The sequence below is a fragment of the Culturomica massiliensis genome, assembly GCF_900091655.1.
Taxonomy (GTDB): domain Bacteria; phylum Bacteroidota; class Bacteroidia; order Bacteroidales; family Marinifilaceae; genus Culturomica; species Culturomica massiliensis.
Window position 1 is genome coordinate 2,479,454 of record NZ_LT594621.1, and the last position, 19,804, is coordinate 2,499,257.

The 19,804-nt window shown below is 49.1% G+C and carries 2 protein-coding genes; both read right to left on the bottom strand.

What is annotated here, in order from left to right; translation table 11 throughout:
- Window positions 1–71 precede the first annotated feature (71 nt).
- Window positions 72–18,950 (bottom strand): immunoglobulin domain-containing protein, encoded by an 18,879-nt coding sequence (locus BN8908_RS11825; protein WP_068690749.1) that lies wholly within the window; start codon window positions 18,948–18,950, stop codon window positions 72–74.
- 56 nt (window positions 18,951–19,006) lie between these two features.
- On the bottom strand, window positions 19,007–19,804 hold a 798-nt coding region (locus tag BN8908_RS11830), incomplete at its 5' end, for an FISUMP domain-containing protein (protein WP_276525972.1).

Here is a 19,804-nt window from a genome sequence, read left to right on the forward strand (position 1 = left end):
TGGGAAATATTATAAAATATTGACATTTTCTTGCAAATTTACTAACATTAACACATTTTTCAAAATATATGCTAATTTATTATCTCCGAAAATTTATCCCGGTTGTTATAAATTTTAGACATATCGTCCCGTTCCGCTCCTGCCGGGTCCGGATAAAGTTTTCCGTCCGAAGAGGAAATCTGCGGAATCGTAACGAATCCGTCGAAATTCACGTCTGCTTTATAGTATCCGAATTCATGAATCGCCTTCCAGATACTTTCATTCGCATTGTTTATGGTTATCAAAGCATTGTCGAATACATCCCCGACACACATTCCGAATACCGAGACTGAATTGATCTGGCCCAGCCAAACGACATGCAGCGTTGCATCCCCTTCCTTAACATAAATGTTCCCCAGCATACGCATATCCATCAGTACTGCTTCGTCACGGGTCATCGCCAGAGTAACCGGCAAGGCAGAACCGATAGCCAAATGGTTCCGGTGTTTAATGACCAGATGATATTTCGTATCGAAATCGACATTGGGTATGGGCAAGGCTTCGCTTCCCGTTCGGTCGACCACCGTTCCGTCATCCAACAACAGGAATTGACCGCTGAATGCTTTTTCTCCGTTGACGCTGTCTTTCCTCAATTCAAGCGTAACCCAATCGACACCTTTCCGTTCGCCCAATGCCGGCCATTTATTTCCCCACTGGGCATTGGGAACCTTATTATTGGTCCACAACGTACTGGCCATTTTCTTTTCATCTTTGCGATAAGCCCCTTCCAGAAGCACTTTCGTCCTGATAAAGACGGTATCCAATACGGTAACCGTACGTACAACCGTCTTCCGGCCCGGACAATAGGCATCTGAAACCGTAAAACGGTAAGTTCCGGCTTCCGTCGACTGGAAGAGACGCGCATCTGTCGTCAGTTTCAATTTCGAACTTGTACCGACAGACCCGTCCAGACGGGTGTATTCGACATAACTGTTCCACGGCTTGGTCCCCAACTCGTTCGGCATATATACCATAAAGCTCACAATCTTATTGGAAACAGGAACCACGAAATTTTGAATCGTTTCGTCCTCGTTATTTCCCGTCACGATCGGATGCCTGCCGGTTACCCGGAATCCCGGTGATTTGCGGCAATTCAATTTCAGCGGCTCATCGGCCGGTTTGACAACACAACCGTGCTTGTCCGTAATACTGATCAATTGATACGTACGATATGAATCCGAAGAATTCATCGTCTCATCGTAACTGAGCGCGTAAGAAATCGCATTATCCATCGTATTGCTCAACGACGTAGGCCGGCCGATCATCTTTCCGTTGACATCATAAGCAATGGCCCGGATCGTAAAATTAAAGGCACCGGCACCGTTGGCTTCAAGTAACAGATCAGCTTTACCGCCGTGACAAATATCCGGAGTACTCAAACTCAACTTCGGTTCCGGCAGCTTATCCAACCGGAGATAAACCTGAGCCGAATCGGCACAGCCCGCAGATGTCTCAGCCCGGTACACCACCTTATACCTTCCCGCAGCACCGGACAGGATATTATCATCGCTCAATTTACCGTTGAGGTAGAATTTACCGATGGAGGCATCCGGATAAGGCTGCAGCAAATCCACCAGATTCACCTGTTGACATTGTCCGAAAACGGTATCCGTCACATTTCCGATACGTGTGCCGTAAGGCTGCTGTATCACGAAAAGCACATCCTCGCCCCGGACAATACCGGCACATGCATCCGGGTCCGTAAATTGAGAGGCAGAGGCAATATAGAATTTCTGATCGGTAATTACATTCAGTTCGAAAATCGTATCGTTGGACCAGATCTCAACCGGTAAACTTCCCAATTCAGGAGCCGTATTTCCATCTCCCCTGCGCCGGATATCGATCCGCCACGGAGCTTCGCCTCCTTCCACTTTAACCCTCAACCGAACGGACTCGCCGCGGCAAACCGTATCCCGGCCGACATGGTCCAAAGAGACATAGAACAAATCATGCGGCTGTACGGTCACCATCACCTCACTCTCTGCGGCATAACATTTCGTATCCGTCGTAAAGATGTCGAATATCCGGTACACCCCTTCCCGGTTCAATCTCAGGGTATCGCTATCGGAACCGGCTACAGAATGCAACACCTTTTCCTCCCCTTCGCGGGCCACATAATAATCCCAGCGGGTACAGGCCGGGACAGTCGTGGATACCACAACCTTCGCCACATCATCGGGGCAAATATAAGCCAACGTCCTGTTCGTCCTCAGATCAACCTCCCGGTCTACCCGGACAATCACCGTATCCGTCAACACATAACCGCAACTGTTTTCAACCATACACCACAACCGGCAACTATCGAAATCATAAGACAATTTCTCCATCGTACACTGCGCTTCCGACTCGATCTCACCTTTCTCCAGATAACCGACACGCTCGGCAACAGCGGAATTCTTCTTTATCGCATACCAATTGTATTTCAAATCCCCGCCCCGGGCTTTCATTTTCACGCCCAGCGTACTGTTTTCACAATACGGATTGTCGGCCTTCGGCTGAGTGATGACTGTCGGAATCGTGTCGATATGTAAATTCACATCTCCGGAAGTAACCGTACTGCAGGTATTGCTGACAACACAATAGAATACCCCCGTATTGGCCACTTTTTTCTCAATCTGCAACGTATCGCTGTTACCGGCCGGTATTGTCGTACTTCCACTCCGTTTAAACCACTGATAGGTATTATAGGAAGGCAGGTTTTGTACCGGATCCCGGATAATGACTTCCGTCTTTCCTTCTCCCGAACACACACTGACTACGGAATCTTTCACAAAATTCGCCAGTTTCACCGGTTTATCGATATACATATAATGTACCTTCGATCCCCGGCCGCATTTGTTCCAATAGTTCACCTCTATAAATCCGCCTTCATCCCGGGCCGTGGTATTGATGGAATAAGTCAGCGCATTGGTATAGCCCGGATCAACAACATTCCGTTTCGCCCACATTGTATAGATACGCGATCCGGCTTCCGGATCCGCAGCCGGTTCGAACTGCACGTTCAATTGCAACAAGGAGCCTTCACAATAATGCTTGCTGTCCACAGGCAGAACTGTCGGACGCAATGTATCGTCAACATACAGTCGGACAAGATTGAATTCCTTCTCTTTACAAGCATTACGCGCCAATACTTTATACGTACCCGCCTCAGCATACGTAACCGAATCGATCTGCAATTTCTGATCCTGCTTACCGCTGATCAGCCGGTCATTCCGGTACCAATACAGCGTATCCCGGCTCTCGATATTCAATTCGAATGCCGAACCGGCACAAAGGGTATCGGTACGATAAGTAAAGCCCGTCACATCCGGTTCCCGGTTGAATTCCAGCCGTACCGTATCGAACAAAGCACCGCAACTGTTCCATGTACAGCAGACATAGTCTCCGGCATCTGCCGCTTCGGTTACATTTTTCAATGTCAATACGGGCGTTTTGGCCAAAGTATCCGTTGATCCGGCCTTGTACCAGAAATAGTTTTCACCGACGGCCAGACTGGCCAGTTTGACACTGTCGCTTGCCGTGCCGCAGACCATCTTATCGACCATCTTCTCCGGCATACGAACGACTTCCCGCACCGATACCGTTATCGTATCGATGTCGATACTCTTACAATAATTGGAGACGGTACATTCATAAACGCCCATATCCGCCATTGTCACGCTGTCGATCACATAAGAAGAAGAATTGCCGACAATTTCCCCTTTCACAAGCACATCACCCTCATCCGTATGAACAATACGGTCGCGCGACCTCCACTCGTAATGCAGCAAGCAGCCGTAAGCCTGAATTCCCAGTACAGCCAATTCACCCGTACAAACGGAAACGTCATGCGGCTGTTTGATCAATTGGGGCGGATTTACGGCAACGATATTCACCGTTCCGGACATTTCTACCTGGCACTTACCGTCGGTAGCCACTACTTTATATTCATTTCCGATATCACTGTTCTTATCACAGGTTTTACCCAGCAAGTTCGACCATTTCAGCTTACCGCCGCTGGTTCCCGTCAGGGTCTGTCCCGGTACCGGATTATTGTTACAATACAACTGATATGTCACCTGATCGGACTGGCTGCTTTCCAATATCACAGAACCTCCCGGTGCTGCCGGCATTCCGTCGGCACCCAAATAACAATATCCGTCGTTCTCTGCAATCAGCCGGTATCTCTCAAGTTTAGAAGCCACATACAAATGCACCTCTGCCCCCATCCGGGCTTCTGCCCTGATCGTCTCTCCGCTCGCCACATCCAGAATATCCTTGGAAGCGATGACATAATAGTAACCCGTATCACACTGTGAACCGAAATCGATCGTCTTCCCCGAACCATCGGCCGAAGCCACAAAGTCTACCTTTTCACCCGCACGGCGGAACAACTCGTAATGCGTGCCCTTTTCACTACCGGAAAGGCGGAGCTTACGACATTCTCCCGCCTCACACATGTAAGGCGTACCGATAACCTCCAGATCGAACTCTTCGACCCCGACCTCTTTCACGACAATACTATCGACGGCCACACATTTGAATGCACCCGGTCCTGTCTGGAAAGTCCATACCATATATGTCCCGGCTTTATAACGGATACCCGTTGTGCTCAAATTGACAGCATCCCCGTATTCATTGGCAGCCGCATAGTAAATCGTCTTATTCGGATAGTCCTGTTTGGTACCGATCTGATAATATACTCCCGGACTGGTCGGTCGGGGTATCGTAATCTCAACCCCGTTTCCTCCCTTTATATAAGTATACTCCTTAATCACATGCAATTCCGGTTTCGGATTCAAAACGACGTTCAATTCGCCGTCAAGCATAGCCGTACAAGCATCGGATACCCGGGCCATTACTTTGTAATTACCGGGCTCGCTTACCTGAGCAACCACCAGCGATTCCCCTTCTCCGTAAGCCGAGTCCCGCTGAACCACATCGTTCTTTACCAAATGGTATTTCACACCGGCCTGCGGTTGCAACACGACCACCTCATGACTTTCCCCTTCACACAACTGCCCGTTCCAATCCGTAGCAATCGAACGTACGTCCGGAGCCAGACTCATACACCGGGCCGGATATTCGGCATCACACTTCCGCGTTTTACTGGTAGCATATAACGAATAACATCCGATTTCCGTCTGCGGCTTAAAGCTCAGATTACTCGTCGGAGCATCCCCGCGTATCGTATCTACAGGATGTCCGTTTACCATCAGGTAGTAATCCAGCAAAGGCACACGCGGCTGATGTAAACTTATCGTAATGGAACTCCCCGCTTCCACACAGGTATCCGTACCGACGACATGCGGATTCTCCGTTGTACGGTCCTTAATCAACCGGAGTGAGTCGATAAAATATGTACACTGGGAAGTATCTACCGTCGCATACAACATCGCTACCCGCTGATTCGTATTCATCGTTACCGATCCCAGATACAGTTCGGATTTTCCGTCTCCGATCGCTTCAAAAGTTTCTCCGCCGAAATTCAGGGTATAAGTAACCCCTCTTTCACTGGTGCCTAAATTGAAATCATAACTATCCTCGTCACAAACGACACCGTCCCTGTAACGTTTCAGACTTACCTGCTGCGGAGCAGCCGCATCGTATACCCAGGCCGTATCCATAGCAATGACGGAATCACATGCATTGGAAGCATACAGAATATACCGGCCGGAAGGCAACCGTTTACCGCCGATCTTATTCCAGGTGAGCTCGACATAAGGTGCTCCCTCCTTCTTCTCCGATACCGAAGTTTCGTTGGCGATATAATATTTCCAGTCGCGTTCCGTCTTGGTTGCCGTAATCGTCACTTCTCTTGCCGATGCTTCCCCGCTACAGTTATAACCATCTACTTTCAACTCGGCATTGGCCGGACGGTCGTACAACACGACACTGCCGTCCATCCAGGCGGAACAGGTTCCGTCCCCTTTCACGGCATACACCGTATAGTTACCCGGAGTCTTATATTTTTTAAAGTTAACCCCTGTCTGCGAAGCCGTTACCGGACCTTCCACCTGATAGAAACCATCCATATAGAGGTAATACTTCACACTGTCTCCTTCATATCCGCCGGAAAGCGCCACCTGTACCTCCGTAGCACAATCCCCGCCTCCGTTTGCATTGACAATCGGATAGACTTTCGGTTTGGTCAGACGGCGGATAGACATTTCCGCTACGACGTCGGCACACTGATTCTCGATATAAGTACCGGTCACGAAATAGTCACCTGCCGGCAACGCCTTGTAATATCCGGCACTGACACCGTACAGGGTATCCAGAGCCTGACTGTTGGCTTTATTGTACAATACATATTCGGCCGTCGTTTTCAACCCGGCAAGATACAATTCACATCCCGTCTCCTGTATATCGGCATCCTGGCAATAATCACAATCGGACACCTCTGCTTTAGGCGGCACATCACTGACGGTAAACGTATCGTAATATTTTTTCGCACACAACCCTTTATACGCCATCTCTATCTTATAATGGCCGGCCGGCTTCCGCCCGACGAACTGTATACGCCCGCCGTTTCCGTAAATGGTATCCAAATAGGTATCCGTATCCGTATTTTTTAACATGTAATATACATGCTCCTCGGAATTGCTTATCGTAATCTCATTCGACCCGGCAGCACACAAAGCCCCTTCCGGCACTTCGACATCCAACCGGACATTCGGGAACGGATATTCCTGAACGGTAAAGGTATCCGTCGTCCAGCACCCTCCCCACAATCCGACACGCTCGCTCTTAAATACATAACGACCGGCCGGAACGGTCTTGTTAAACACCGTTGCCGAAGTCATACTATCGACAGGCACTCCGGTATCGGCATTTTTCAAGGTATAGAGTACGCCGTAAGTCTGTCCGGAAATATGCACCTGCACTCCTTTCTCATTCTGACAATATTCCAACTGTCCGACAATCGAATCCTGCGGTACGCTGTTCCGTACGGTTGCGGTCAAAGGTTCTGACGTACAGGTAGTCAACGGATCGTATGCCACCAACGCATATTCTCCGTTGCTGACATTCCGGATCAACGTATCGCCGGCAAAAGCTTTCACCTGATAGGATTCAGTCATTCCGGCCAAAGTATATTGATAATCGGATTTTAACCCGGTCAACTGAATCGAGGAAATCCGATCCGGCTGGCAATCGATTACCTGCATCGTATTCTCTGCCAATACCGGCAACGCAATACCCGGGAATTCGAAAGCCCCCCGTTCCACGGTACAATTTTCCCGTCTGGCAGACACATAATAATCCGATCCGGCAGGCACCTCGGCAAATACCATTTTACCGTCGATATCCGTCCCTTTATATCCGGACTTACCATCCAGCGTATACAGCGAATAAACGGCATTTCCTTCCCATTCCTCCAGATACAACATCGCCGTATCTCCCTCGCACTTATTGGTAACAATACCCTGCAACTCCCCGATCAACGGAGCCGCAGCAGCCGTGATCTTGTCTTTCAATTCCCGCGTACATCCGTCCCTCTCTGCCGATACGGTATATACTCCGCTGCCGACTTGTGCAATATCCCATTTCACTTCCGCATCCCCGGGCAATACCGTCATCCCGGCATCCACTCCGTTGTATTTCAGCATATAGCTGGAACCGCTCTCCGGTTGTTTCACCACGATCGACATCAGACTGTCGATACAAGCCTTCCCTTCATAATCCAGATTTACCAACGCCGGTAACGGCCGCTCCGTAATCTCGATCGTATCCAGCATAGGCAGATTGCAATAGTCCGTCCGTATCCGGTAAGTACCGCTCTTATAGCGGCCTCCGAACAACATAGGACCGGAACCGATACCGGACAACTGAACACCCTGCACATCCTTGAAATTTTCTTTAACGATATCCCAGGCCTGCAGATAATAAATCACGCCTTCCTGTGTTCCGGTTATTCCGAATTGTACTCCTTCGTCTCCTTCGCAATAACTCAGGACATTCCCTTCCGTATAGATCTTATAGAAAGTTGGTAATTCCCGGATATGATACCGATGGCTCATCACACTTTCGCAACCTTCGGCATTCCGGGCCCGGATGGAATAAATACCCAGGTCCTGATAATAGCCGAAAGTCAGCTTACCGCCCCCCTCCAATGTTTGCAACGGTTCCGTATCATCATCCTTGTACAAGGAATAGGTTACGCCCGTAGCTGAAGTGGCCAGACCCATCAAATGAGGCATTCCGATACATCCGAGTGTATCGCCGAGCAAAGCCATGTCCGAAGGCGCATAGGAAATCCCCACATTGAAATACCCCTTGGCAGCCGAACAGGTTCCGGCATTGGCATAAATATCAAACTCGTTACCGCTTGTTCCGGTCACCTGAATCACACCATTATAACAGATCGTGTCGTCTTTCAGGTGCATAAAATCGCCGATCTTATTCCCCAAGGCATCACGCAACTCATATTTAACCAACGGATCAGCCCCCACTGCAATGATCTCCCCGCCGTCAACCCCGGCTTCATTGTTACAGTATTTAAAAGCCGTCTTCGGCAATGTCAGGCTTCCGGGATCGGCAATAACCGTCAATCCCTGCACGGTATCGCTACATTGCACACTCGGGTCGTAAGCCACCAGGAAGTAATTTCCGACAGTAACCGGATCGGGTAAAATCAGGGGGAAATCTTCCGAGCCCCCGGCTTCTCCGACGATCTCGTTTACATTATCTTGCTGGTAAATCGAATACCTCACTCCAAACTTCGGATTAACGATCTTCACACGAATGGCCGTCTCACTGATACAATGATCGTGCATACCTTCCACCAACGGATCAATAACCGGGCGGGGCTTGGAATTGATATCCGCAAACCGGGCCATCGTATCGATACACCGATCCAAGGCAGCAACAACCTGATAATGTCCTGTGCCGTATGTTCCCCTGAATTCCAACCGATCTCCTGTTCCGGTCTTCTGTTCCACAAACACCGGATTTTGTCCGGCAATCTTGCTGCCTCTCAGCAAACGATAGGTAACATCGGTTTCCGAATGGCCGAGATATAGCGTATCCTTCCGCTCTCCCTCACAATATTCCGTAAAATCACCGGTCCTGAGGGTATCGCGCTTCGGAGCCCGTCTGATCTGGAATACAGGAGTAGTAAATACACACTGTGTATTTCCTTCGACCTCCGTATAATTCTTCGTTGCCTTCAACTGGTAATAACCGGCATGTTCTGCATCTGCATAGGCATTAACCGGGAAAGAAGCAGCGTTGCCGTCACCCGTCACCTGCCCCCTGGAAGCATAAGCCACCGTTACCTGGGGACGCCAGAACAATTCATATACGACACCGGCTTCCGTACCCGAAAGTCTGACAGCCGTATCCGCTCCCGGAACAACACAGGTTAACGAACCGTTTTCCAGGAATACATCCGGTTTTTTACGTACCCGTATCCACACGGTATCGAGCACTTCCTGTATATGGTCTTTATAGACAGATTGCACCTTCAGAGCGACAAAGCCGTCCTGATTACCGTTCCGGATATATGTAATTTTACTCTTATGAGCCACAGGAATGCTGTCCGTATAAAAATCATCCGTCCACGAGTAAACGTAATCTCCGCCGCCGCCGGTTACAAAAGCACACAAACTGACATTGTCCCCCTCGCAAAGATACAAGGTATCGATCGGGGTAAAACAATCCGAAGCCCTTAATTCTGCCGCCAACTCCTGTCCTTCCACATTTACCTGCACCATCCCTTCGGCCGAGCAATAGTCGTCCTGTACGGTAACGGCATACAATTCACCCTTTGTCAATATCTCCGTCATCACATCATACGAGCCTTCAATCGGCGTATATTTACCGGCAGGAGCCCAGACAACTTCCGGTGTTCCCATGGCATTCTCTATATTTACCCACAAATGAGCCTTCGTATTAACAATGATCAAGGTATCCGGTATAACGCTGATTTTTAATTTATTGGCGTCTATTTTAACCTCATTCCCCATATTTTGTATACACATATCGTGCGTATCCCGGGCAACAACATAATACGTCTCGTCTTTTGTCAGGGTCACCGGCCAATTCAGATACTTACCGTCTCCGAACATCGTATCCAGCGCTACACTTGAAGAAGCCGCATAAAGCCTGTATTCGGTTCCCGGCGTAGAGCCTTCCTGAACAACATAATGCCGCTCCCCGGTTTCTTCCTGACAGAACACCCGGTCGCCGCTCAACAGCCAGAGATCCAATTGTGGCAAGTCGACTACCTCTACCCGGCCCATATCTTTTTCACAACCGTAATTCGTAACGGCATGTACGGTATAGACACCGCCTTTCACCTTATCCCAAAGAATCAAGTTTCCGGACTCGGTTCTGCCGGTTGTTTCCCCGTCTTTATACAAAGTATATTGACAGGTTTTCTGACTATTGGCCAATTGCAACACCACATCACTCTCCATACCGTAACAGGCCGTCGTATCGCCGCCTACGGCAAACAAATCGTAAGCCACCGGATAAGGACGCTCAGCTATCGTATCATTTTCTCCGATTTGCACCTCACAACCCGATACTTTATTTCTGGCAATCAACCGATAAGCATCCGGAGCAATATTCTCCCATACCAACGGAGCTCCCGTTCCCGGCAGCGGAGCCCGGAAGGTCACCCAGCCTTCCAACATCGCCAGTTTCCGGTAAACCTGCAACTCGTATTCCACATCCTGTGTTTCCGTCTGCGCCAGTTTCAACGAACCGTACTTTTCTCCGGTACACATCGGGTCTGAAACAAAGAAATCGAATTGCTGCGGTGTCGGCTTCTGATAAATGTATATCTCTCCCTGCATTGTAGCGGTACAGGTCGTCGTCCCTTTTCTGGCAGAAGCTTCCACATGGTAATACCCTGTTCCCCATCTGCCGAAAGTCAGATAAGGCGTGCTTACCGTATCCCCGTCGATTGTTCTCAGGGTCGTATATGACGTTTCATCCAGCTTATTCCTGCGCTTCAACGTATAAGTTACTCCCGTCTCAAACCCGCTGAGTCTGATTTCCCGGAAATCTTCGGCACAATAACCGCCGCCGCCCTGAATTTCATATGCAACGGGCGTAATCACTTCTACCGTTGTCTTGGTTGTAGCACCCTCCACACCGCTGCATTCATTCTGTATATAACAAGCATACTCTCCTGTTGCATCATGTGTCACATTAGACAGTTTCAGGGAAGAAGACCTCGCTCCGCTGATCGGCTCCCCGTTTTTCATCCATGTATAGGTAATCGGAGCTACCCCACTCGTACTGACCGAAAGAGTCAGGGTACTGCCGACACAAAGCTTCGCTGCCTGATCCGAAAGATCACGGGTAAAACGAGCCTTCTCTTTTATATTCAGATACACCTGATTACTGGAAGTCACACCCGGGCAATCGTTCTGTAATTTCACATAATAGGTCCCCCGGTCGGCATATACCGCATTATTAATGGTCATATGCCAGGTATGTGTTCCGCTGAAATGCCCGTCGTCTGCCAATTGAGTATTTTCACGCACCCAGAAACATTTCACTTCTCCGGCATCCGACGTATAATCGATCTTCATCTCTACGGTAGCTCCCTCACAATAATTACCGCCGTCATTCAACTCGACAGGCATCGTAATTTTCGGACGGGATTTCGTACGTACCGTATATTGCTTGATCTGTTTTTCCGGACAGGAATGTTTAGCCCAGCAAATATAAACTCCGGCATCCGCCTCTTCCAGATTGGTAATCCGGTAACTGCTACTGCTTCCGGACAAGCGTACACCGTCTTTTTCCCAATAATATTGCAAGGTCGGAGTCGGATTCGTTACATTCCCCTGTGCCACCATCAGCAACGAATTACCCACACCGGCACATACGGTCGTATCCACTAACTCGAAATCAGCCACAATGGGTTGCTCTACCGTCAAGCGGAAAAGCTTGCTCCGGGCAGAATCACACTGATTGGATACCCTCCACTGGTAATACCCGTCATCGAATGCCTCTACCATATTAAAGGTATAGCTCGGAGAGGTCTGCTCACGCATCATACGCCGTTTATCGCTCACATAATTTCCTTTATTATCGACATTTACCTGCCAGAGCGAATATTTATAGGTACCACCGCCTTCTACTTCCGTAACCACTTCGACACTTCCCCGGTCGCACACATAAATATCCGACGGCTGCTGTACAAAACGCGGAGCCTCCCAGATTTCCTGGAAAGTAGTATCGTAAGCCGAACCACAGAAATTTTCCGCCTGCACCATATAATAACCTTCATCCGACTCCTTGCACGGCTTCACCGTAAAGGAAGAATTATCGTAATCTACCTCCGGCTTGCGTTGCGAGAAATTGATACCGTCTTTCGAATAATACCATTTCCAATGCAGATTCGTTCCTTGTGCAGTTCCGCCGTGCGGAATATCCGCATTCGTAATAAAGGTAAATTCCGTCTTCTCACAAACCGGAGTACCGACAATCGGATAAGCCGACAAATCCGGTGTTCCTCCTTTGACAAGACGGATTTCCCGGCTATACGTATACCCGTAATTGTTACGTATCTTGCAGCGATAACGGCCACCGTCATCAGTCAATATCGATTTAAAAATCAAACGGGCCGAATCCTGTCCGGAAACATGGGTATCTCCGACAACCGGCTGGAAAGTCTTCCATCCTCCCGTTTCAAAATATTTTTCCCAACTGTAAATCAGATTTTCCGATTCCAGCACAGACACCCACAATACTGCCGTATCGACATTACATCCCAGCAATACATCACACTGATCGAGAATCTGCGGCAGGTTGTTCGGCAACACATACCCGTCGTCATTACCACCGGCATAAGCCGTATTCTCACGCACATAGATCATTCCGTTCAGCTCTACCGTACATTTACCGGTTGTACTGACCGTATAAGCCATCGATTTGGTCAAAGAAGAAGCTGCCAACTCCAACGGATTGATATTGCGGTAATAATTACTGCCCACCAGCCAGGTCACCGGCTCCGTCGCCGAACCGTTCACTTTCGCCGTCATCGTCAACCCCTCTCCTTTTTTCAGGTGGTGGATTGTCTCCACTTCCAGGCGTGTCTTTACAACAGACACGGATACCGAATCGGTAACATAACAATCCCCGTCGGATACCACCAACCGATACACACCGTCTTCCTCAATCCGGGCCTCGGTTACCGGACTTACATAATTTTTCAGTCCTTTCCCACCCCACAAATAACTATAGGTAATATCCGGTTTCAATTGGGAATTGTCCGCTTCCAGGCGTATATCTTCTCCGTAGCAAACAGAGGTCTCGTCCACCTTAATCGAAGATTTGGGCAATTCCTTCACCTTCATATAAGCCCGCTCGGTCGTCAGTGTCTTATCGTTATTGACATCCGTAATGATACAATAATAATAACCCTCGTCTTTCTTCGTTACCGATTCGAACTTACACAACGGAGAAGAAGGGAATTCCCGGCTCTCTTCACCGACCTTTACCCATTTATAGCGGTAAAAATCATCTCCGACCATCGGTACGTACAACGTTGCCACATTGCCCTCACACACTTCATCCGTCAATACAATCGGTTTACAATAGGCACCGGAACCTCCCGTCACAAAACCGTCGTCCTCTCCTCCGGAGAAGGTTCCCGTCGTCTTCACAAAAAAGCGGCAGGTATCGTATCCGATACAACGGCTGTCGTAACGCTCCACAATTGCAAAGCCATCGTCAATCACTCTGTACTTCAACGTATCACCCGGCTGCATTTCTACCATATAATCAGGGGCATTATTATAATAAAAACGCCACATAATCTCATCCCCGTCCGGATTATCCACGCCGATCGCCACATTCTCCGGTTTCGGTAAGAAAACCACCGGCTGCACGTAAATATCCGGCTCGTATATCTGCATATCTACCGTATCGTAGGTATAACATTCTCCGAGCGAAGCTTTGACAATGTAACGCCCTGAATTTCCCATCTTTGCCGTAATCTCATAATCACGGGCTGTAAATGTAATGCCTTCCCCAAACCATTCGTAAGCATAAACATCCGAACCGTTTACCTTCTTATTTTCCGTAGCCAGCGCACTGATCGTCTCCTCACTGCCCCGGCAGAAAATATCTTTCAACCGGTTGGCATTGGGTACGGAGATTTCAGCCAACGGACCGTTGATCATGGTGACGGTAGCCGTATCCGTACTGACCGTCTTTTTTAAATTATCCTTGATCGAAGGATCGGCTACAATACAATAATACTCGCCGGCATCGTCCATACTATTTGCCCGCAACACCAAAGTAGACTCTTCACTCAATACGGTCCGGCTTTCATCGCCGACCTTATACCATTTGTAATTCAACACCCGTCCCAACTCAGCCGTATACAGCGGAATAACGATATCCCAACCCCGGCACACATCCAGTTTATTTTTCAGCAACCCTACTTTCAATTCCAAATCCGAAGCGACAAAACCATCGTCCTCACCCCCGCCGAAAGTCTGCGGATACTTGACAAACACTTCGGTCGTATCGAATCCATAGCAACTTCCCTGTTGGAAGCATACGATAATACGGGTGTCTTCCGTTACGTTGATAACGGCAGGATTGTCCGATGTCAGGGAAGTACTCGGATACACCCGCTTATGCCAGGTAAAACTCCCCGTCCCGTTGGCTTCTGCCTGAATCGTTATATTTCCCGATGCCGCCAACTGATAAGTCGCGGGAATCCGCACTTTCGGAGAGGATATATTGAATTTAACATGCACGGTGTCCTGACAGCCGTCTTCTCCATCCTTCACCGTCAGTAAATAAACACCGTCCCTCAACGGCCGGGCTTTGATCACCTCCTCGCTCATCAATTCGAAATTATCCCCCGACCAGGTGTAGGTCACCCCGGAAAACTCCCCTTCATTTTCCAAACCTCCGAACAATACCGTCTCGCTTCCCAAACACGTATTCCAATCGGTCGAACCGTCTTTCTGCTCAATCTTAGCCACCGGACCGTTCTTAATAAGCACCTGGATGGAATCCGTATAATACATTTTCGGTTTACTGTCTTTCAAATCTTCCAGGTCCGAAATAATACAGTAATATATTCCGGCCTGATCAAATCCCATATAGTCGATATCGAGTTCCGCTGCCGTACCCAATTCCGGACCGACATGTCCTTCCGTATCGTCTTCCACCCGGTGCCAGCTATAAGTATAACGTCCCAAACCGCTGATACCCGCCTTCAAAGACAGGCGGTTGTTAAGACATAAATGCAGGGTATCTATGGTCGGCTCAAGCCACACGTTGGTGGATACTTCCAATACGCTGAAACCGTCATCTTCCCCTCCGTAATAGGGTTCCAACTGACGTACCCGGATATAACAGGAATCATAAACGGTACATCCGTTTCCATCCGTCGCCCGGGCAATCGCCCAACCGTCCCGGGCCACACTGATCCGGTCACCGCTACCGGGAATCAGAGCGTTCGTGGCTGTTTCCCGGAAACTCCATTCTACCGTAGTTCCCTGCGGGATATCGGCATTGACCTTATAAGAAGCATTGGGCGCCGGTAATTGCACACGGTCGGGCAATCCGATTACAGGAGAATTTACCTGTATCGCTACCGAAGCCGTATCCGAACAACCTTCATTGCTGACCCGTACCGTATATACGGCATCGGCCTGAGGCGAAACGGTAACAATCGCATCCGTTGCATTCTCTGCTGTAATGCCCTCTCCGGTCCAATGGTAAGTAACAGCTCCACCGGCTCCGTCAGCCGAAGCGCTGGCATCCAACGAAACTTCCCCGTCAATACAAACGACTGTTTGAGTCGGCGTAATCTGCGCTATCGGACCGATCCCCACCTGCAACAGTAAGGTATCGGAATACAGCACTCCCGTTCCGTCGGCAGTCCCATCCAGCCCGGAAGCCGTACAGAAATAACGGCCGCCGTCGTCCCGTTTCACATTAAACGTATATTCGGCTCCTTCATATATCAATTGCGGATCACCTCCCGGTACGAACTTCCACCATATATAACTGAAATTCTCCACTTCCGGATAAAGGATACGGAAAGTCAACAAAGAATCCGGACAGGCATTAATCAACTGCAATTCTCCGGGGATTTTCGGTTTTACCCGGGAAAGTGTAAACCCGTCGTTCTCTCCTCCGTTAAATGTCGGAGCGAATTTCACAAACACCCGTGCCGTATCCCGGCCCATACATCCTTTCTCACTGGCGATAACCGTTACATAACCGGTGGAATCGAAGGTCATATTCACCTCTTTTCCTGTCTGCGCATCGGCGACACCGTTTTTTCCCCACTCAAAAGTCGAAACGGCTGTCTCCGCCCGGAAAGTAAGTTCTTTTCCTTTTTCCAGGGAAGTCAGTGGCGGATAAATTTTAACCTGAGGTTTCACAACCGGAATGGTAATCGTATCTTCCGACCAGCAACCTTCATTTTTTGAGGCCCGTAAGGTAAAATGCAAAGCATCGCCTACCTTTACCTTTATATTCGGAGTACCTTGTCCCGACACAATACCTTCTCCCGTCCATAATAAAACGTCGGCAACTTCAGCACCGCTACCACCGAAAAGCGTAGAACTGTGGATATCGATGATTTCTCCGTAACAGGCCTGTGCAAGCCCGTCCCTATCGATAATGGCCTCCGGACCTTCATCTACCGTCAAGGTCAGGGTATCGGAATAAATGATCGTAGCCGGATCTTCCGGATCGACAGCCACGCAATAATATTTTCCGTAATCATTGGCTCCGGCGTGAAATATCGTATAGGAAATACTGTCGCTCAAACCCGTCTGATCCGGAGCCCCGACTTTACGCCACTCGTATTTGTAATTATCATACCCCAGATTGTACACGGAAAGCGTAACATCCCGGCCGATACACACCCGGGGAACCGTAGACGTTACCCGCAGACTCGGATAGGATAAAGCGAAACCGTCATCCGGAGCCGCCGGATCTGCCGAAGGCACGAATTCCCGGATCATAACGATACAGGTGTCGTAAAAACTACACCCTTCTTTGTCCATTTTAACAACAACCAGCGAATCGCCTTCCTGAATATTCAGATAGGCTGTCGGACCGTCTCCACTGCCCTCCTGTACGGCTCGGGCCGGGTCGGCATTCGGATACCACGTCAGAATGCCGCCCTCCGGACGGGCAGCCACAAACTGCACCTGATCCGTAGCTTGCGGCAGAATCAATTGCGAAGCAATATCTATCGTACGTATAATGGTAGGGATGTAAATATCCGTTGTATCCCAGCAGCCGTCCATCCCTACCTCCAATTGGTAGAATCCGTTTACGCCCATTTTAGCCGTCAGTTCGGACGAATGCTGTCCACTGACGATACCGGAACCCGTCCAACGGTATTCAGTCATCGGAGATGCCTGTAAAACATCCCGTCCCTTCAGAGTTACCAAATAACCACCGCACTGTCCGGTCAGAGCGTCCGGTTCCGTTATTTCTGCGACAGGTCTGTATTTTACAACCACCTTTACGGTATCCGAATACACATAGCCGTCGGCTTCCACATCATAAGCCCGGCAAAAATACTTCACGCCGCTGACAGCCGTCACTTCTGCCGAAGCAATATGCATAATGCGTCCCGTATCTACCGGAGATACAGAAGCACCCTCTATTTTCATCCACTCGTAGGTATAACCGTCATATCCTCCGTATGCAACTTCCAGTGTCAACGGCTGACGGGCACAAAGAACCGTATCCGTCTGGATAATGTCCAGCGGTTTACGACTGATTACATAGCCGTCGTTAACGGATGTCGTATAAGCAATCTTAGGCAACCCGATGATCTGACAGGTATCGCTGTTGCTACACTGCAAAGCATCGGCTGTCTTTACCTCCAGAGCCACGACAGTCTTTCCCTTCACTGCCTTAAAAGTATAGCTTTTCGACGTAGCTACCCCCGCATTTGTTCCATTGGTCCAGGAATATGTGTAATTATCGCCGACAGCTGAAGATTGGAGCGTCACATTTTCCCCCTCGATAACATAACGGCTTTCCGGCAACAACACATCGGGACGCACCATCGTCAACTCGACGGAATCTTCCCGCACACAACCGTTATTGGTAATCATCGCCCGGTAAACGGACGTATGCTTCAGGTTCACTTTCACCGTCGGATCTCCGGAATCGCCTTCCAAAGCATTCCCGGTCCACAAAAACCGGGCATCGGGCTGTCCGCTTTCCCCGTTTGCCACCGTAAGCGTTACTTCCGAGCCGTAACAGAAAGCAAAGGACTTAGCCGCATTATTGGTAACCCCATTCACGGTGATCCCAACCTGCGGATAACCGGAAACCCGGACATCCAGGGTATCCGATAAAAACACAAAACCGTTGGTTAAATCTTCTACCTTACAATAATACTCTCCCGCATCGGCGAGCTCCACCGGTTCGACGGTATAAAATTCAGCATGCCCGACGGGATCTGCCGAAGGCAGATGATACCAGGTATAGGCATATTGAAAAGTATCGCTCACCGCCACACCGTATTTTACAGTATCTCCCAGACAAAGACGGGTAAAGCCGTAGGCATTTACCTTGGTATCTATTACTTTGATTTCCAGCGTATCCGAAGTATAGACAGAACTGTGATCCGTATCGGTAACCAGGCAATAATAACGGCCGCTCTCGATAGCAGTCATATTGTTCAGACTCAACGTTTCCTCCGTCGAAAGGATTTCCGACCGCCCCAGCTTACGCCATGCCAATTTATAAGCCGGTCTTCCGTCAGCCTCAAATGCCAAATCCAAACCGAACTGTACATCGTCCCCTCCTCTGAACACCCGGTTTACAGGATCAGGAGTCAATGTCAGTTTTACGGAAGCGATACCGGTTGCACCCGCAGACCTTCCCTGCACCGGGCTTATATTCCCAGCCGACAAATGCGGTATTCCCCATACAAAAAACAATATGACCAAAAGCCACGCTTTCATTCTATCTTATTTTACAGATACGTTCATTCATTTATCACCTTTTCTCTCTTCGTCCCTCAATCTTTGACACAGCGGACACTGAAATAAAAATTAGTCCTCACCCGGGTCAATGCATTCCCATTGTTCGAACTTGTATTATCCAAAATATAATGGTGTACAGTCGAATGGAAAATCGTATTCGTCAGAGAAGCATAAGACGGATTTACAATCTTATTGATATTGAAAGCCACTTTGCCGTCCTCATCCATCCGCACATAATAAGGCATATACTGCATCGACCAACCCGTACTATTGGAATACCAATAACTCCACAATGTTCCGGTTGTCGTCGACGTCCACCACCAACCACGCTCACCAATATCATTATAACCGTTCCTCGAAGCAATGCCGGCTTCCGTCATATAACTGCCGCTATATGCATAAAACAAACCGCCTCCCGGCTGGGCATTAAAGCCTATCGTATTATCACCGATATTAGCTGCCGGATTGGTTTTTCCTCCCCAATAATTCAATTCTCCCTTAATCGCTTTTCCGTCAACAACCGAATTCGAAGCATCCACCGTTGTTCCTAAGGTCGCAAACAAATCGATCCACTCGTCATTTGTCGGCAAATGCCAGCCCGTAGGACAAATACCCTGCACACCGGCCCCAGCATCGTTCTGTGTCGCTGCCAGCCAGTTATACAAACGTCCGTAAGTGTCACAATTCGATTCCACATCACCGTAACACTTCACCGCCCCCGACTGACCCGACGCCAGCGTACGGTTCAGGTTATCGGCAAACCAGCACTTACCCCCGATCTCCACCGTACGGTAACGCTTCTTGCTCGCGATACCCTCCTCACTGTCGATCAG